The 20,063-nt window shown below is 38.4% G+C and carries 11 protein-coding genes; 6 read left to right on the top strand and 5 right to left on the bottom strand.

Annotated elements, in window-relative coordinates:
• Positions 1 to 260: 260 nt before the first annotated feature.
• On the bottom strand, positions 261 to 437 hold the full coding sequence (locus ACWPKD_RS14590; protein ID WP_455413429.1) for a hypothetical protein: 177 nt from the start codon (positions 435 to 437) through the stop codon (positions 261 to 263).
• 54 nt (positions 438 to 491) lie between these two features.
• The gene (locus tag ACWPKD_RS14585) at positions 492 to 713 is read right to left on the bottom strand and encodes a helix-turn-helix domain-containing protein (RefSeq protein ID WP_455413428.1); all 222 of its coding nucleotides are present in this window, start codon (positions 711 to 713) and stop codon (positions 492 to 494) included.
• A 460-nt stretch (positions 714 to 1,173) separates the two neighbouring features.
• Here ACWPKD_RS14585 and ACWPKD_RS14580 point away from each other — a divergent pair, with 460 nt between their 5' ends.
• From ACWPKD_RS14580 to ACWPKD_RS14570, 3 genes are read left to right on the top strand one after another with little or no spacing between them, the layout of a single operon-like run.
• The gene (locus ACWPKD_RS14580) at positions 1,174 to 4,140 is read left to right on the top strand and encodes a SusC/RagA family TonB-linked outer membrane protein (protein WP_455413427.1); all 2,967 of its coding nucleotides are present in this window, start codon (positions 1,174 to 1,176) and stop codon (positions 4,138 to 4,140) included.
• A 15-nt stretch (positions 4,141 to 4,155) separates the two neighbouring features.
• Positions 4,156 to 5,577 (top strand): RagB/SusD family nutrient uptake outer membrane protein, encoded by a 1,422-nt coding sequence (locus ACWPKD_RS14575; protein ID WP_455413426.1) that lies wholly within the window; start codon positions 4,156 to 4,158, stop codon positions 5,575 to 5,577.
• Positions 5,577 to 8,192 (top strand): prolyl oligopeptidase family serine peptidase, encoded by a 2,616-nt coding sequence (locus tag ACWPKD_RS14570; RefSeq protein ID WP_455413425.1) that lies wholly within the window; start codon positions 5,577 to 5,579, stop codon positions 8,190 to 8,192. Before ACWPKD_RS14575 ends, ACWPKD_RS14570 begins: the two co-directional genes overlap by 1 nt.
• Before the next feature lie 45 nt (positions 8,193 to 8,237).
• Here ACWPKD_RS14570 and ACWPKD_RS14565 read toward each other — a convergent pair whose 3' ends face one another.
• From ACWPKD_RS14565 to ACWPKD_RS14555, 3 genes are all read right to left on the bottom strand, one after another.
• Entirely contained in the window at positions 8,238 to 8,513 is a 276-nt protein-coding gene (locus ACWPKD_RS14565; RefSeq protein WP_455413424.1) for a hypothetical protein, read from the bottom strand.
• 75 nt (positions 8,514 to 8,588) lie between these two features.
• Positions 8,589 to 10,097: a MauE/DoxX family redox-associated membrane protein gene (locus ACWPKD_RS14560; protein WP_455413423.1), complete on the bottom strand. Its 1,509-nt coding sequence runs from the start codon at positions 10,095 to 10,097 to the stop codon at positions 8,589 to 8,591.
• Positions 10,098 to 10,202: 105 nt separating this feature from the next.
• Positions 10,203 to 11,108: a helix-turn-helix domain-containing protein gene (locus ACWPKD_RS14555; RefSeq protein ID WP_455413422.1), complete on the bottom strand. Its 906-nt coding sequence runs from the start codon at positions 11,106 to 11,108 to the stop codon at positions 10,203 to 10,205.
• Positions 11,109 to 11,412: 304 nt separating this feature from the next.
• On the opposite strand from ACWPKD_RS14555, the gene ACWPKD_RS14550 reads away from it, so the two are divergent.
• The 3 genes from ACWPKD_RS14550 to ACWPKD_RS14540 are packed head-to-tail and all read left to right on the top strand — an operon-like array spanning position 11,413 to position 20,063.
• Positions 11,413 to 13,050 carry a T9SS type A sorting domain-containing protein gene (locus tag ACWPKD_RS14550; protein WP_455413421.1) on the top strand — a complete coding sequence of 546 codons (1,638 nt, stop codon included), beginning with the start codon at positions 11,413 to 11,415 and terminating at the stop codon, positions 13,048 to 13,050.
• Between the two features lie 4 nt (positions 13,051 to 13,054).
• A complete protein-coding gene (locus ACWPKD_RS14545; protein WP_455413420.1) occupies positions 13,055 to 16,537 on the top strand; it encodes an RHS repeat domain-containing protein in 3,483 nt (1,160 codons plus the stop codon).
• 13 nt (positions 16,538 to 16,550) lie between these two features.
• Positions 16,551 to 20,063 (top strand): DUF6443 domain-containing protein, encoded by a 3,513-nt coding sequence (locus tag ACWPKD_RS14540; protein WP_455413419.1) that lies wholly within the window; start codon positions 16,551 to 16,553, stop codon positions 20,061 to 20,063.

The following is a 20,063-nucleotide window of genomic DNA, read 5'->3' as shown; positions in this document are numbered from 1 at the left end:
AATTTTATTTCTTAATATTTGTTCTATAAGATTTTAAAATTTACAAATCAAAATTGGGAGGTAAAAACAATACTTTAAAATATCGAAAAAACATATAATCCTTATATTGTAACACATTAGAAGAGGAGTATGATTTCTCTTTCTCGTAAGAGATAGGTTTCAAAAGAAGTTTTATAAGATATTAATTCTTAAAACAGTAATGTCTCAAGAATTTTTGGGTTCATAAGATGCCAAACCATCTATTTCTTGTAGCTGAAAATTTACTTTTTTCTATTTTTCCAACTATCGTTATAGGAGATGTTTCTTAAACTTTCACGAGCTTTGCCCCAAATAAAAACACCTGCAATAAAAAATGGAATACCTGTTACAATTTTATACCAATCCATATAATTTTTTGATTTCAAAGAAAATCTATTTTGGGAAAGTATTGTTGTCAAATAGGAAGTTTTACTTGTCGAAAAAGGTGTAAAAAAAATGCTTTTGTACACCTTTTATAAATTGATGATCTTAAAAAAATCTGATAGCTTAATGTTTCTAGCTTCACAAATTTTAATGATTGTCTCTAAGCTAATTTTGTAGTTTTCATCATTTTTAATACTTCTAACAGTCTTTTCGTCAATCCCATGATCTAAAGCAAAAGATCTTTGGGATTTAGCTTTGCTAACCCATTCATTTGCTATAAAATCAACTATTTTACGATTAATTTCTGTCATAATTTTGCAAATGAAATCTTAAATGAGAAAAATAATTCGGAGTGAAATCCGCATTTAGATATATTTTCTTATATTTGTAATGAATAACATATTTTTGCGATTCTTTAAATAAACAATATTTGAAGCTCTCGCTTTGAATCTCGCTATTGAAAACTGGTAATTTTTAAGTACACGGGACGATAAGCATGAAGCTCACGACCATGGCGTGGGCTCACTTATCTGTGTACGGGTATACCAGTGCCTCAATAGCGGATATGTTGAGTACCACGCTTTTTCATGCGCTATACTTTCCTTTTTCAAAGCAAAACTTCACTTCTGGACTCGCAAAATGCTAATCCGTAAAACAATGAGCCTATGATGTAATAATTACAGACAAAAATGGCCCTCTACCAATTTTCGACGACTGACTAGAGGACCAAGAGCCAATAAAACTTTCGTTTCATTTAACCAATCCAATACTATGAAAAATTTTTCATTTAGTAGGCATAGGCTGGAACTATTTTGCCTTATTTTTTTAGCCTTGCCGCCCGCCTTACTGGCGCAATCCCAAGACCATAAAGTAACCGGAACGGTGCATGATACTAATGGTGCTTTGCCTGGTGTGAGTGTCACTATTAAAAACACGCAAACAGTAACCCTTACAGATGGTAACGGTACTTACACTGTTGATGCTAAACCTACCGATACCTTGGTGTTTTCCTTTATGGGTTACAAAACACAGCTTATTGCTGTAAACTATCGATCAAAAATTAATGTAACCTTACAGGAAGATGCTACGCAATTACAGGAAGTAAAGGTAAACGCCGGTTACTATTCTGTTAAGGAAAAAGAGCGCACAGGCAGTATTGCCAAAATTTCCTCTAAAGACCTCGAAAAACAACCGGTAACCAATGTACTGGCAGCGATGCAGGGAAGGATGGCAGGGGTAAGTGTTACCCAAACCACAGGTGTTGCGGGTGGAGGCTTTGATATCCAGATTAGGGGGATAAACAGTTTGCGGGCCAACGGCAACCAGCCGCTATATGTAATTGATGGTGTTCCGTACAGCTCCGACCCAATTGGTACAGGTGTTACTTCTCCGGTATTACCCACACAACCCAGCCCCTTAAACAGTATTAACCCCGACCAGATTGAAAGCATCGAGATTTTAAAAGATGCGGATGCCACAGCCATCTATGGTTCCCGCGGAGCGAATGGGGTGGTGCTGATTACCACAAAAAAAGGGAAACAGGGTAAAACCCGTTTTTCGGCCAATATCTCCAGCGGTATCGGTACGGTAACCAACTTTGTCGATTTGATGAATACAGAGCAGTATCTGCAAATGCGCCATGAAGCGTTTGTGAACGATGGTATTAGTCCTTATCCATTTTATGCTTATGATGTTAATGGTACCTGGGATCAAACCCGTTACACTGACTGGCAAAAGGAATTACTAGGCAAGAATGCTAGTTTTACCAATGTTCAGGGGTCTATTTCCGGCGGTACGGCAAGTACCCAGTTTTTGGTGAGTACCAACTACAACAAACAAACTACGGTGTTCCCCGGGGATTTTGGTTATAAAAAAGGGAATGTGCATGTAAACCTTAACCATGAATCGGAAGACAAACGGTTTACCATTACTTTCTCGGCAGGCTATACTGCGCAGGATAATCTACAGCCGCGGGTTGACCCTACATTGACCGCCTTGTCTTTAGCGCCGAATGCACCGGCCTTGTATGATAGTGAAGGTAATTTGAACTGGGAGGGCAGTACGTGGAATAATCCGCTGGCGGATTTGCGTTCTGTTTACCATGCCAAGACTTCAGATTTGATAGCTACTACCGTTTTGTCATATAAGCTGATGGATAATCTGGAACTGAAATCGAGTTTTGGGTTTACGGAAACTAAGAATGATGCGAACAGTATTTCGCCTTCGACCACGTATGATCCGGCTTATGGCTTGGGAAGTGAGTATTCGGCATTGTTTATTAGCGAGGCGAACCGCAAGTCGTGGATTGTTGAGCCACAGCTGAACTGGAAGAAGGAGTTTGCTTCCGGTAAACTGGATGTATTGGTTGGGACAACGTTTCAATCCCAAAAAGGGAACCAGTTGGTGCAGTTGGGATTTGGATTTCCTAGCAACAGCTTGATTTATAATTTGGCTTCGGCATCGAATTTATACCTATTAGGTTCGGAAGAAACAGTGTATAAGTACCAGGCGTTTTTTGGGCGTGTTAATTATAATTTCAAGGAGAAATACATTGTGAATGTTACCGGTCGCCGTGATGGGTCGAGCCGTTTTGGCCCGGGTAAGCAGTTTGCCAATTTTGGGGCTGTTGGGGCGGCTTGGCTGTTTTCTAAGGAAAGGCTGCTTGAAGGTAACAAAGTGTTGAGCTTTGGAAAACTGAGAGGGAGTTATGGGATTACGGGTAACGACCAGATTGGGGATTACCAGTATTTGGATACTTATGCTTCTTCGGGGGTTATTTATCAGGGAACTATTGGATTGGAACCGACGCGGCTATTTAATCCTGATTTTGGTTGGGAGACAAATAAGAAACTGGAACTGGCTTTGGAAACAGGATTTTTTAATGACCGTTTATTTTTAACTACGGGATGGTATAGCAACCGTTCTTCGAACCAGTTGGTTGGGATTCCGCTTCCGGGCACTACGGGCTTTACTTCTTTGCAAGCCAATTTGGACGCTACAGTGCAGAACAGGGGATTGGAGTTGAGCCTTCGAACTGTGAACTTCCAGAACACGCATTTTGGATGGACTACGAATGTGAATTTTACGCAATCGCGTAATAAGTTATTGGCCTTTCCCGATTTGGAGAACTCTACTTATAGTTCGCAATACATAATTGGTCAACCCCTTAACATTAAGAAAGTATATCATTTCACGGGGATTAATCCGGTGACGGGTGTGTATGAGTTTGAGGATGTGAATGGTGATGGGGTGTTGTCAGCCCAGGATGATAAGCAGGTGATTAAGGATTTCAATCCGGAGTTTTTTGGTGGGGTACAGAACCAGTTTCGCTATAGGCAACTGCAATTGGATTTCCTGTTCCAGTTTGTGAAGCAGTTGAATTGGAGTCCGCTTGTCAATGCCAGTGTTCCCGGAACGATGTCTAATCAACCGATTGAAGTAGCAGGATCTCATCAGATTTATACTGATGGTTCCAATGGCTCGGCTGTGGATGCCTTTTACCGCTACATTGAAAGTGATGCGGCTGTTGTGGATGCTTCGTATGTCCGGCTTAAGAATATTTCGCTTTCGTGGGATGTGCCTAAACGCTTGTTGAAGAATGTTACCTGCCGTATTTACGTGCAAGGTCAGAACCTTTTGACTTTTACTAATTACAGCGGTGCTGATCCTGAGTTTAAATCGAGTGGGTATTTGCCACCGTTGAAAGTCTGGACTACGGGGATGCAGCTTAGTTTCTAACCTAAAACTACAACTATGAAAAATTATATGTACAAGCAGGATGCTGAGGTAACGCTAATGCTTAGGCGCATAGCGCTTGTTGGAGCGACAGCCGTTTTGATGGTGCTGTGTTCGTGTGAAAAATTTGTTGAAGTGGAACTTCCGAATTCACAATTAACTGCACAATCTGTTTTTGAAGACCCGGTTACTGCCAATGCGGCGATGGTGAATATTTATGCTAAGATGAGGCATGGGGGCGTGCTTACGGGTTCACCGAGTGGGCTTTCGCACTTATTGGGCAATTACAGTGACGAATTACAATTTTATGGGAACCCGCAAAACGGGGCGGTGGCATTTTATAATAATTCGCTTATTGCATCCAATGCGGACGTGAAGGGGATTTGGAACGCTACGTATAATCAAATATATAGTGCCAATGCCATAATTGAAGGAGTGGGGCAGTCTGCTGCCTTGCCTGAAGCGGTCAAGAACCAATTAAAGGGCGAAGCCTTGTTTGTTCGAGGACTGCTGCATTTTTATTTGGTCAACCTTTATGGGGATGTGCCTTATATCACTACTACGGATTACCGCCAAAACAGTATTGTGACCCGAATGCCGACTACTATAGTTTATGATAATATTATTGCTGATTTAGAGGAGGCTAAAAACTTGCTTCCGGAAGATTATAGTACTGCTGAAAGAGTCCGCCCAAACAAGTATGCTGTGCAGGCGCTTTTGGCGCGGGTGTATTTGTATAATGGGAATTGGCAGCAAGCAAAAGATGAAGCTACTGACGTGCTTTCTAATACAGCATTGTATGCATGGGAAAATAATCTTGACGATGTCTTCTTAAAGGAAAGCACGACTACGATTTGGCAGTTTGCTCCGGCAGAGAGTGGCGGGAATGCGCAGGAAGGAGGCACGTTTATTTTTGATAGTGGCCCGCCACCGCTTTCTGCTTTGACAAATAATTTTATGATAGCCTTTGAGGTTGGTGACCTTAGAAAGACACATTGGGTAAATGCTGTGACTGATGGCACTACCACTTGGCATCATCCTTATAAATACAAGCAACAGACTAATTCGGGTGCGTCGGTGGAATATTCTATTGTGCTGCGATTGGCTGAACTGTACCTTATCCGCTCGGAAGCTAATGCCCGTTTGGGTGATTTGGATGCTGCGAAAGCGGATTTGAATGTCATCCGGAACACGGCAGGACTTGGAGACACAACAGCCACTACCGAGCAGGAATTATTAGATGCCATCCTGCAGGAAAGAAGAGTAGAACTGTTTACTGAGTTAGGGCACCGCTTCTTTGATTTGAAACGGATGGGTAGGCTTGATGCTGTGCTTGCTCCTTTGAAAATTGGATGGGATACTACGGATGCCTTATTCCCGATTCCTGAAACCGAATTGTTATTGAACCCTAATCTAGCACCTCAAAATCCCGGATACTAATGAAAACAATACGACATATAACAAAAGTAATTTGGTTGAGTAGTTTGTTTGCTTTGACTTGCCCTGTAATGGGGCAGGTTGGGCAAACGCCCCAACTGGATATAGCAAATGATTCGTTGTGGAGTACGCTTGAGCACCATGACCTATCGGATAAAGGCAATTGGGTGAGTTATGCCTTAAGCTATGAATCGGGTCATGATACCTTGTTTGTCAGGAACACCTATTCTAGAAAGACGTTTTCTTTCCCGAAAGGGTACAATGGCAGGTTTACCAAGGAAGAAAATTTTAGCTTTTTAGGAGAGAATAACACTTTTCAGATACTGAATTTGAAAACGCATAAGCTTCAAAAAATTGATGCCATACAGCAATTTGACTATGGTGATGATAATAAACTATTGGCGCTTTTGTGTACGCAAGGCAGTAAAACTAAACTGGAAATTAGGGATCGAAACCTGAACTTGTTAAAGACAGTGGATTCGGTTAGCATTTATTTGCTAAATCCCGGCAAAACAGCCTTGGCCTATATCGCTGTACAAAATGATGTAAGCAAGGTGGGGTATATTGATTTGAAACAGGGTTTGCAAGAGTCTATTGTTATTACAAGTAGCGCAGAAACTTATCAAAACCTTGTGTGGCATAAAGGAGGTCAGCTACTGGTATTTGTTAACCAGGTTCCGGACGCTGCCACTTATTCCACTTCGTTGTTCTTTTTTGATGCAAAAACAAGGATTACTAAGCGTTTTGATATTGAAAAAGTACCAGATTGGCCGAAGGATATGCTTATCAGATCATATATCACTGAGGCATTGGGTGTTTCGGATGATGGTGCGGCTGTTTATTTTAGAGTTAAGCAGAAGGAAACAAAGCCAAAAGAGGAGAATCCTGTGCAAGTGTGGAATGCAGCTGACAAGGATTTGTATGAGCATAGGAGACGATCCGGAGATTTAACTTCTCAACAACGCCTTGCCGTTTGGTATCCCGATAGCAATAAGTTTGCTATTCTAAGTACTGCTTCGATGCCGTTTGCAACACTTTTACCTAATCAGAAGAAGGTCGTATTGGAGGACACGTCAGTTTATAAGCCAACGAACAAGCATACGGCAGATTCTGATTATTACTTGCTTGATGTTACCACAGGGGAGAAAACTTTTTTGCTGAAAAAGCATGAAGGTTATGGAGAGTATGTTGAATTTTCACCGAATGGGAACTATATCGTTTATGCTAAAGAGGGGCATTGGTGGCTGTATGATGTGACAATTAACAGCCATCGTAACCTCACATACAACGCAAAGACTACTTTTTTTGATGAAGACAATGATATTGTCAAAGCCGCCGCACCCTATGGTATAGCGGGTTGGACAAAAGACGAGAAGGCGTTGCTGCTTTATGATAAATATGATTTATGGCAACTGGATTTGCAAAATAATAGTGCAAAAAAGCTAACTGGTGGCAGGGAGCAAGGCCTTATTTATCGGATTGAAAAGCAATCGGCACCAGCGGCTACTGCTCCCTTTTCCGAAGCGGTGAAAACTGTAAACCTCGAAGGGGAGTTGGTAATGGAAGCCCTTATGGTTGATTTTTCCAAGTCGGGGTATTTTACTTTTAAAAAGGGTATGGGAGTACGTCCGTTGGTATTTGACAGTAAAAAGATAAACGGACTTAAGAACGCGAAACATTGTTATTTGTATTTGCAGCAGCAGTATAATGAGCCGCCTACAATAGCAATATATAGCCGAAGCACCGGGAAGGCGACTACGATTTTTCAAAGTAATCCCCAGTATCAAAAATACAATTGGGGTAAATCGGAATTAATAGCGTATAGCACTGCCAATGGGAACCATCTTAAGGGGGTGCTGTTTTACCCCTTTGATTACAACCCGAACAAGCAGTATCCCATGATAGTGAAGATATATGAGCGGCAATTACATACGCTTCATAAGTTTACTAATCCAAGCCTGTTGGATGGTGCAGGTTTTAATAAAACAAATCATACCTCAAGGGGTTACTTTGTATTGTTTCCTGATATTACCTATGAGATAGGGAAGCCTGGATTTTCGGCAGTGGATTGCGTGGTTGCCGCTACTAAAGCGGCGATGGGAAGAGCATCGATTCATCCTAAGAAAATAGGTTTAATGGGGCACTCTTTTGGGGGTTATCAAACCAATTTCATAATCACCCAAACGGACCTGTTTGCGGCGGCGGTTTCCGGTTCGGCAGTGTCTGACCTGACCAGCTGTTATTTATCGATTGGATGGAGTTATGCTAAAGACAATATTTGGCGATCTGAGCAAGACCAAACGCGTATGGGCAAATCCTTTTTTGAGGATAAGGAGGGGTTTAGGAATAATTCCCCAATTCAGCATGCTGAGAAAGTCAAGACACCGCTTTTGTCATGGACAGGAGAAAAAGATACTCAGGTGAATAATTACCAAAGTTTTGAATGGTATGAGGCTTTACGACGGATGAAGAAAGAGCAAGTTTTATTGGTTTACCCGAACGAAAACCATGCCCTTGTTAATGAGAATCATCAAAAAGACCTTTCTAAAAGGGTTATGGAATGGTTTGATTATTACCTTGGAGAGGGTAAATCACAGGGGTGGATGTTACCTCAATAAAAAAGCAGCTCCTTCACGGAGCTGCCCATTTAAAATTCCTAATTCTTAGTTAGGGATTTTGTACAATGTAACCGGACAAGTAGGTGCGCCAGGAGTTACTTTACCCCAAAGGGTATTGCTTCCCAGTTTACAAATGTCACCTTCTTCCGTTCTACACATGATTTCAGCATGACATGGGTCCTGCGCTGAAACAAAGCGATAACCAGTTTGGTTAGACAATGTTTTAGAACCACTGTTCATTGCCTGAGTGCTTAAAGCCCCGGCAACTCCAAGAGTGATGGCTGCTGCTGGCATAACCATCTTTTTGAAAATTGTTCTCATAATTACTAAATTTAATAGTTGTGATCTACTCTATTTCAGGTTTTCGATCTTTTCCCTGATACTGGCCGGTATATTTTAATGTCGTTGTTGCTTGGTTTTTATAATATCTGCGCGAAGCTGATAGCGAATTATTTTATTGCCAATCAATACAAAAACGTTTTTGCCTACTATGTAAAAGCTTCGTAATTTTTTGCCATTATCCTGATAGAGGTAGAAACTGGCTAAATATGATTTTTTGGTTAAGTCGTAAACATCAATAATGCTTGCTTGTTTCCACATTTCTGTAGTTTCGAATTGACCAGGAAGCGCTGAATTTATGTAGAGGTAATTATCGCTTGTTGCACTTGCCTTATTTACTATTAAAGGTGGTTCTGTAAATGTTTTGACTTTGTCTTTGTTTGTCGACAACTTTATCTGCGCATGGCTGACGGTGTCAATAGTATTGCCCCGGTATTCCAAGTTTAGATCATTATCTGCTACAATAAATTCATTCCTGTAGCGGTGGACGTAGATTATTTTTTTTAAGTCGGCGTTATAATGCAGGCTGCCATCGGTATCAAACACGCCGTCGATTTGTTTTTGGAGCAGATGGTTTCCGAATTGTTCCGAATTGGTTTTTAGGTTTTTTGTTCCTATTAGATTTTCCCCGGTTTTAGGTTTGATATAGCGGGTTGCTACTGTTACGGAATCGATTGGTTCCACCTGCGAGAAATACGTGCCGGATTGCGTTTGTAGTTTTCCTTTCCAATCCTGGACCGATCCTTTAAAAAAGTAAGGAACAGTTCCTTCATACAAAGAGAAATAAGGCGGATACACTTTGATATGTGGCGTTTGAAATGGCAGGTTTTTCTCTTTTAATGTAATCCGGAACAATTCCTGTTTTTGCAATGCTGTATCCACAACCATCATTTGCAATGGAGCGGTGCTATTTCCTAAATATATTTTCCCGTCTCCACTCCCTGCGAAATAATAGGAGTTGAATTTTAAGTCTATTTCATTTTGCGGGCTGGCTAAATGCTGCGGGAACCTTCGGATGAAGGTGTTGTGGTATTGTACTATGTTTTCCGAAGCAACATACAGTAAGGTAACTATTCCAGAACCTAGTATTGTGAAGAAGGGGATACGGATGTATTTATTTGCAAATTCTATTTTGGTGGGTTTCGTGGTTTCGTGGGAAAAGAGTATTGCTATTATTACTAAAAAAAGGAATGTGATATTGAATGCCATGTGTTGCTCCCATGTCATTTTTTCTAAGATCCCTCCGCAGGAACAGGGAATAAATTGACTGTAATTGAGGATGATGTAGATGTAGGTGGTGAACATTACCATTAGTAAGTAGGAAGCGTACAGGCCAATTCTTATCAGCCGGGGAAGTATCAGCAATATGGCAATAATGATTTCAATGAGTGGTATTGCTATTGCTACTTCGGTTGCAAAGGCACTTAACAATGGAGACTGACCCAATTGAATTTTGAAATTTTCGAAATCAAGCAATTTGCTTATTGCTGCGTACATGAATAAAGCTATATATAGCGAGCTTATTAAACGTACTATAATGTTCCTGAATTTTGTTTGTAGTACCATAGTTTAATTATTTATTTTCTATGGTGTAAAATTCTGACTATGTAAGGACAAACTATTGTTTAATTAGAAAATTAGCTTGTCTTAAAAGTAGTTTTTTTTTAATTTTTAATTTTCATCCTTTTCATTTCTAATAAGTTCACTAGGAGAGTAACCGTATATTCTCTTAAACGCTTTTGAAAATATTACATAATCGTTGAAACCGATCATATAGGCTATTTCTTTTAATGGAATGGTTGTTTGCTGTATTAACTGATGTCCTCTTTTTAAGCGTTCTTCGGTATATAGATTGTAGATAGAGATGTTGAAATAGCGTTTAAAGGCTGTTTTTAGTTGGTATTCACTGATGCAAAATAATATTGAGAATTCTTTAATTGTAGGTTGAGGTTCTTCAAGATGATTAAGGATATAGTCGTAGACGTCCTGCATTATAGCTGCATCTGTTTTTTTGGGTAAAATCTTTTTGACTGGAAATGTAATTTCTGAATATAAGTCCTCAAGAATAGTAGTAACTGAAGTTATTATAATGGAATCATTGTACAGTATTCTTGAAATAGTACAAAAGATAGGAACGACTTTTTTGTTTTTTGTTTGAAAGATAAGTTGAACTGTAGTGTGATAATTTTGATTTATTTCGACTTCTTTTTTGATGTTGTCCCATACCTGTCGCGATTGGGGGTTTAGCATTTCCCTGAAATTTATTTTTATGGGTTGCACCATATTATCCCCTATGATTTTTAAAGCTTCATTGTTGTAACTCGTGACAGTAGATTTTAAATCTAACAGGATAATTACCTGTGCAAGGTTTTGGTAGCTGTAATGTGGTTTTACATGCCCAGATGCAATAATAGCATCTGGTAGTTCCATGGCTACTGAATTAAGTACAAGAGCAATTTGGAGTAGACTATCATCATAATTGCTGACTTGAAGGCGATAATTAAAATTACCTGAAGCCATTTCAAAAAGCATCTGGTAAATATTTTTAATCCTGTCCTGATTTGAAGGCATGTTCATAGCTGTGTTGTTGGGGAAATTTGAAATGAGGATTGGACAAAACTATACACAATAGATTTTTGAAACTAAAAGTGTAGTGTTCAATTCCGGAATTGAATACCTTTGCCGAAGTAATTTTTTATTTAAAAAATCACCAAATTCAGTGATGCAACAATCACCTAATTTGGTGATAAAGGGATCCGATGAAACATCTTAAATTTGACCCGATTTAAAAATAACTGGCTGTAAACAAGCTTTTTTATGTTTTGAATCAGATTTTGCCCAGAATCATTTTTAACCTATACATATGCTTACTCTCACATCTATGTCCATTAGAAATTTATTTCTAACGGCATTACTATTTTGTATTTCCCCAGTCTTTTCACAAGACATCTTATGGGAGAAATCACTTGGAGGCAAACACGCCGAATATTTATTTGATGCCATTCCAACACCGGATTATGGTTTTATTCTGGCCGGAAGTTCCATATCCGGAAAGAATGGAAGTAAACAGGATTCTAACAAAGGGAATTTTGATTACTGGATTTGGAAACTGGATGAAGACGGGACGCTTAACTGGCAAAAAAGTTTCGGAGGCGATGAAAACGACATGCTGAACACCGTTCGACTAACCAAAGACGGCGGCTTTATTTTGGCGGGGACTTCTGCTTCGAACAAAGGGCAGGATAAGAAAGACAATTCTAAAGGACAAGACGATTTTTGGATAATCAAGCTGGATGCAAAAGGCAGTGAGATCTGGCAAAGAACCATTGGCGGAATGGCCCAGGAAAAATTGTTCAGTATTCTTCAAACCAAGGATGGAGGTTATATTTTAGGAGGTACTTCAGCCTCAGACAAAACCCGCGCTGATGAAAAAGGAGTAATCGATCCTTATGGCAAAAACGAAAACAGCAGAGGTAACCTTGATTATTGGGTGGAAAAACTGGATTCTGACGGAAAGATAGAATGGCAAAAGACCCTTGGTGGAAAATATAATGATGAATTAAGAAGCATCATCCAAACCGATGACAAAGGTTATGTGTTAGGGGGGTATTCCAATTCACCGGTTTCCGGTGATAAAACCGAATCTTGCTTTGGAGGTAATGACTACTGGGTTGTGAAGCTGGATGAAAAAGGAGAAACCCAATGGCAAAAAACGTATGGTGGTGATAAAGACGATATCTTGACTTCTTTAATCCTTACTAAAGACAACAATATTGTACTAGGAGGATACTCTGCCTCGGGAGCCACCAACAATAAATCCACATCGAGTGCAAACGGAACTGATATATGGTTGCTAAAAGCAGACTTGAAAGGTGATATTTTATGGCAGGAAAACCATAATTATGGTAAGCATGATATGTTGAGCTCCATTATAGAAAACCAGGATGGTACGCTGCTTATTGGCGCTTATGCACAAAGTGAGGCTACATCCCAAAAGAAATCAGGGTTACAACTAGGAAAAGGAAAACCGGCTGCCGATAAGGAAGGGGTTAACGATTACATCGCTTTAAAGACAGATGCACAAGGTAAAGAACTATGGAGTGAGGTGGTAGGCAGTAAAGGAGACGAAGTGCTTAAAAAACTACTTGAAACCCGAGACGGCGGTTACATCTTAGCCGGAACTTCCAACGGACAATTCTCAAGAAACAAGAAAACCAACAGCAACGGTTATGATTTTTGGATCGTAAAACTAAGAGACAAAGACAAACCGAAAAAACCAAAAGCCCCAATCGAGGCCATTCCAAACCCGGCGGAAACATTCACTAATGTAATTGTAGGCTTTGAATTCGACAATGGTACCGCAACGGTTTACGATTTAGCAGGACGTCAACTACAACAGTTTGAAATCCATGAGAAAACCATCCCGGTAGATTTAAGTAAATACCCGGAAGGTGTCTACATCGTAGAGGTAAGAACAAACACGCATGATAATTCAGTTAAAGTGATTAAAAGAAAATAGGGAAATGAAAATAAGTGTATTAATCAAAAAAGTAATTCCAGCTTTACTATTTGGGAATTTCATAGTTTGCAATGGACAGACGGAGAGTTTTGTTCCAGATATTAATGCCAAAACACCAGAGGTAGGGTCGCTTTTAAAGTTTATTGAGACTCCTGTGAGTTATAACACTGGTCTGGTGAACCTATCGGTGCCAATTTATGAGATAAGCGAAGGCGACATTAAATACCCTATTTCGATAGATTATAATTCATCTGGCGTTAATGTGAATGAAAGAGCCGGTTGGGTTGGAATGGGTTTTAGTATTAACCAGCCACAGGTTACCCGAAATGTAAAGGGACAGCCTGATGATTTTGGAGGCTTTATCTATGAAGATGAATATTTGTATGAAAATATTTGGTTCAAATCACTGAAATTATCATATTCTGAATGGCTCCAGGAAAATCCTAACGGGACAATTACTCAATATAATAATTATTTGGAAGAATATAATCAAACTTATGGTCACAAAAGACCTTTTAAAGAGGCTTTTGATTCGGCAGCTGGAGGCGTTATTGATTTAGAGTCCGATGAATATAGGGTTGTATTGCCTAACGGTGAAAATATTCGATTTTATTTTAACCAAGAGCGATCTACTGAGCATCCTTACGGAGAAATAGTGCAGATGCCGGTAACACCAAATATCATAACGCCTTTGTTTTCAGGTCAATCTTTTGTAGGCTGGAAGGTTGTAGATATTAGCGGTTTTACATATGAATATGGTTTAGGGAACAAGACTATCGGTACACAATCCTATTCATTGGTTGGTTCAGACCTGCCTGAACATAGAGGTAGTTCAACTATGGCGAACTATTATACTTCCTGGATGCTCAATAAAATTATAAGTCCTCAAAATAAGGTTTTAAATTTCTATTATGATAATTTTTATTATGAAGACTGTAATCTGTCAAATCAAACCAGAGAGATTGACGATTATAATGGAGATAATCAACCAGTTAATCTTAATCAGATAACAACCAATTATCAGAAAACAAAAGGGCTGAATTTTTATTTAAAATCCATTGAAGGCAGTTTTGGGAAAGTGGTTTTTACACTTGCTCCAGATGCAAGAGAGGATTATGCTTATGGAAAGAAATTAAATTCCATATCGGTATTAAATTTAAATAATCAATTGATAAGCAAGTACACGTTGTCTTATAGTTATAAAACGAGCGATGCCCCAGTTACCCCATTATATACTTGTGGGACGGTTCATGATCCTGCGGATTTAATTAAAAGAATGTTCTTGGACAAAATAACTGTATTGGGTAATTTAAATGAGGTAACAATCAATAAACCATCTTATACTTTTACTTACAATGACATTGTTTTGCCACATCGATTCTCATATGGGATAGACTGGTGGGGTTATTATAATGGAGTTTCGGATAATGTTTCGTTGGTTCCAACCGTTTTAAGAATTAATCCTGAGATGCCAAACAGGGATGTTAATCCTAATTTTGCAAAAGCCGGGATACTTACAAAAGTATGTTATCCAACGGGGGCATGTGCAGAATATGAATATGAGAGTAACAGGGGTATTCTGGATAAAGCTATTTTGAATCAAATACCGGGAAATGTAGCGCCAAAAATTGAAACGGGTGTTTGCTTAGTACCCTCTAAAAAAACAAGTCTTGTTTTTGATTTGGCAGAAAATACACCTATATCAGTTACCAATATTAATGGCGGACAATTAAAAAAATATCAAATCCCCTTATTGTTAAATACTAATATTATAGGTTATTCAAATTCCACAACTCAGGCAAATATTCAATTACCGGTTAGAATTAACCCGAATTGCAGTTCTTGTGTACTTCCGGAAAACAGCTTACCAAATAATGATGATTGCTATATCAAGTATAAAATAATTAAAAATGGTGTAGCTCTATATACCAAATATGTAACGGACACCCCGGATATATTTCTTGAAATTGAAGTAGGGGCCAATGATATTGTCGAAGCGCAAAATTTAGTTTTTGAACTAGAAATTTTTACAGGGAATCAAAATCAGGGCACGAATCTTTTCAGTATAACTGACACTGCTGTAGTTGACATGACTTGGGATATTTACGATGAAAACAGGGTTTCTAAAATTGGGATGTCTTATGATATTCCTTTGGGTGGCCAGCGAATAAAGTCTATAGAGGTTTATGATGATGAGAATTTAACATCGCATAAATCATTTTCATATAAAAATGAAGAAGGTGTCGAGTCTGGATATGTTAATTTTAAAATGTCAAATACATACGTATATTCTCATAAAGGATATAAAACCTCTGACAATTATTACCCGCTTCAATTTTTTAACGGACAACCTGTTGGTTATAGCTATGTTAAGGAGAGTTTGATAGCTGAAAACAAAATACTTCAAAATGTGTATAAGTATATTTTCATACCAAATCCTCAAAATTGTTATATGTATTACAATTCATTTGGGACTGGGATTTTTCCATGCGCAGGTGATCCTTCAAATGGGCTTTTATATGAGAACATAATAGGAAATGAGAAAAAAATAAATAATAGTTATTTTAACCCTTATCAAAATGTTCAGCCGAAATATATTAAGGGATTAAATATTTTTAATAAAGTGTCATATCTTGATGAGCCTACGCCGCCAATGTCAGATTTCGAAGCTTTTAATCGTGCTAAGTATGAAATAGCTACATTTTATTCGCAAAAATTGAATTCAACTATTTCAAAAGAGTTTTTTGATAATGGTAATGAAGAGATTGTTGCTACTTCGGTTTATGAATATGCTGATTCCAATCATCAACAACCAACGTCGCAAAAAGATTACTTAAGTAATAATGAAATCGTTGAAACTAAATATTATTATCCTCAAAGTGCTCAAGCTGTAAGCGAACCAAACAGAGCGTCTTTAATAGCCAGAAATATGATTGGAATTCCTTTGATAACTGAGACTTTTAATGGTCAGGAGAAAATTTCAGGGCGTATCACAAAATATGGGTCTTTTGATTCAGGTAACGCAAGTGAACCATTGTTTTTACCTCAATACATTTATGCTGGTAAAGGAACTACTTCGGAGAAAAAAGTTACTTACAATTACACTGATAAAGGAAATATAAAAGAGTATACGATAGAAGATAATATTCCTGTTGCAATTATCTGGGGTTATAACCAAACTTTACCAATTGCTAAAATTGAGAATGCAACGTACGCCCAGATTGAGACATATGTAGGAAATCTTCAAACACTTTCCAACGGAACAAATGAGCAAAACCTGATAATGGCCTTAAACAACTTGAGAACTAGTTTGCCTAATACCATGATTACTACCTATACTCACAAGCCTTTGATAGGAATTAGTACCGTGACTGATCCAAAAGGTTTGCAAACCACTTACGAGTATGACGAATTCAATCGTTTGAAGCAAGTGAGAGACCACGAGGGGAATATTTTAAGTGAAAATGCCTATAACTACAGACCATAAACCATAACACAGGATGAAAAAGCTATTTTATATTTTATTTATACTACCTGCTTTGGTTTTAGCGCAAAATACAAACCAAAACTGGGTAAAAACCACAACTTATAAAGCGCCAACTACCCAAGGAACTGTGGATGTGAACGATCCGGGCAAAGCAGTTATTACTGTTGGTTATTTTGATGGATTGGGACGCCCTATCCAGCAATTGGCACATAAACAATCCAATACCGGAAAAGATATTGTAACGCCGGTTGAATATGATGGTTTTGGAAGGCAGGCGAAAGAGTATCTTCCGTTTGTACCCACTTCAGCGGCTTCGTTGAACATAAAGAGCAATGCAGAAGTGTTTTCTTTTTATTCCTCGGAGGATCCAGCTACAACTGGTAATCCTTATTTTGAGACAACTGATTACCCTTATAGTCAGAAACAGTTAGAGGATTCACCGCTAAACCGTGTTTTAAAGCAGGCTGCACCAGGCGAGGTTTGGAGAATGGGTACTGGTAAGGAAATTAAATTTGAATATCGTGCCAATGTGAGTGGAGATAGTGTAAAACTTTTTGCTGTTACTGCTACGTGGAATGCAACCAAAGGACTTTACGATATAGGTGTTAGCCAGAATTCCAACTATTCGGCCAATGAACTTTACAAAACCATTACCAAAGACGAAAATTGGACATCAGGAAAGAACAACACCACCGAAGAGTTTAAGGATAAGAAAGGCCATGTGGTTTTGAAGAGGACTTATAATGATATTGGAAGCTCCCTTGGGGTAGCACATGATACATATTACGTATATGACAAATTCGGGAACCTTACTTATGTAATCCCTCCACTGGCAAATGGTACAATTACCCAGATTTCATTGGATAATTTATGTTATCAATATAAATACGATTACAGAAACCGTTTAGTTGAGAAGAAACTACCAGGCAAACAATGGGAGTTTATTGTTTATGACAAATTGGACAGGGTAGTGGCAACAGGACCAGCATTAAGCCCCTATGGAAATAATGACATAGGGTGGTTAATTACCGAGTACGATGCTTTTGGAAGAGTGACCCAAACTGGTTGGAAAAAAATGGACGTTGATGCCAATGCAAGAAAAGGCAACCAGGATAATGTAGACTCGACTTCGTCACCTTTCACACTTGATGAGAGTGATATTCTAACCAAGAATTATTATGACAATTATAGTTTTGCAGGAGCACCTTCACTTCCCTTAACCATTGAAGGACAAACTTCAGCTACCAATGTAAGAGGATTGCAAACTGGATCCTGGGTTAGGGTCTTGGACGGTCCTGGAGGTAGTACGGCAGAAGTAAGTTATACTGTATACGACAATAAATATAGGCCTATAAGGGTGCATTCAACCAATTTTCAGGGAGGCTATACTCAAATTGACACAAAGTTAGACTGGGCGGGTAAAACCGAGAAAACGATAACCACACATAAATATAGTTCCAATTCAACAGTTTTGACAACTACGGATAGCTTTAGTTATACACCGCAAGACAAACTGAATATACACAAACACAAAATCAACGCATTGAACGAGCAGTTGATTGCGAAAAATTTCTATGATGAGTTAGGTCAGGTTGTTAAGAAGAATATAGGAGGAACCGATGTCGCAGGAGTAAACAGCCTTCAGACCGTTGATTATAAATATAATATCAGAGGCTGGTTAAAGGAAATCAACAATGTAGACAGTTTGTCGGTACAAAACGATTTGTTTGCGTTTAAGATTAAATACAACGATGGGGTCGATCCACAATATAATGGTAATATTTCGGAAACTTATTGGAAAAGTAACAGCGATAACGTGTTGCGTAAGTACGAATATCATTATGATAAATTAAACCGTTTATTGGAAGCCAATTATAAAAAACCGGGGCTTACCTATATGGACAGTTATCTGGAACAATTGAAGTACGATAAAAACGGGAATATTACTTTCTTAAAGCGTAACGGAGATTTAGATGCTGATGATTTTGCCATTGAAATAGATAATCTGCAGTATACTTATGATGCTGACAACAAAAACAAATTGGTAAAAGTCTTGGACAGCAGCAACCACCCTGAAGGTTTTAAAGACGACAGTAATGGGATTACTGATACTGATGATGATTATCAGTATGATGATTTTGGTAATATGATTAAAGATGATAATAAACAGATTACCGCTATCGTTTATAATCATTTAAACCTACCGGTATCAATTGAATTTTCAAATGGTAACAGTATTTATTACCTTTACAATGCAGCCGGGCAAAAAGTACAAAAAGAAGTAAACGAGTATGGTCAGTCCGGTAAGACAGTTAATTACATGAGCGGAGGTTTCCAATATACTAACGGAGTATTGAATTTCTTTCCTCATGCAGAGGGATATGTTAATGTAACAGTAAGCAAACGAGGGAATTTGTTCTATAATTATGTTTTCCAGTACAAAGACCATTTAGGAAATAACCGACTAAATTATACTCAAGACCCCGATGCTTTTTTAGTTCCGGGAGAACCAATACCGCTGGTTATTATGGAAGAAAACCATTACTATCCGTTTGGTTTGAAACACGCTTACTATAATTCTAATGAATACGAATATGTAGAGGTAGAGAACGGTAATGATTATTATATAAACATATCACAAATCCCTCAGGGTTCTGATAATGTTTATAAGTATAAGTATAATGGGAAAGAGCTACAAGACGAGCTGGGACTGAACTGGTACGACTATCAGGCACGTAATTATGACCCAGCACTAGGTAGATGGATGAATATTGACCCATTAACTGAAAAAATGCGTAGATTTTCACCATATACTTATGCATGGGATAATCCAGTTATTTTTGTTGACTATGATGGAATGTTTGCCACACCCCCTACTGATTTTTATAACTTGAAAGGTCAACAAGTTAAACATGTTGAGGATGGTAAAACTGATAAAAAATTGGTTTTGACAACTAGTAAAAAAGAAGGTGATGTTAATAACGCCATTGATAAAGGACAAGTTATAAATGTTCCTTCAAATGAAGTTATTTCTAAAATGGATGCAGCATATGCCGCGACAGAAAAAAGCGGTAAAGAAAATGGTTTTGTAGTAGCAACAGACGGGACTACTTCGTCAATGAAAGAAGGTGGAGAAGCAAGTGTTAGATTAGGGAGTAAATATGATGAATTAGCAGAAGCAGGAAAAACAAGTTCATATGATGTTCATACGCATCCCAACGGTACAGATGCTAATGGCGAAATTGTTGATGTAGGAGCTCCTAATCCATCTGGGACGATTGGAGCTGATGGCACTGGCACAAAAGATATTGGAAGTTATGGCAAAGATGGTCCTAATGATAGTCCAAGTGTTGTTCTTGGTTATGATGTAACAAAAACGACTACAACATCTCAAATAGGTGGTACAACAAGAACAGACACAACAGTGACTCGAAAAATAGGTTTCTATAATGGAAGTGGACAAGTTGGACAACCAGTAAATTACAAAGATTTTAAAAAAGCGGTAGATAAAATTAACAATCAATAA

The sequence above is a fragment of the Flavobacterium pedocola genome (genome assembly GCF_053764385.1).
This window is presented reverse-complemented; position numbering and strand designations above follow the sequence as displayed.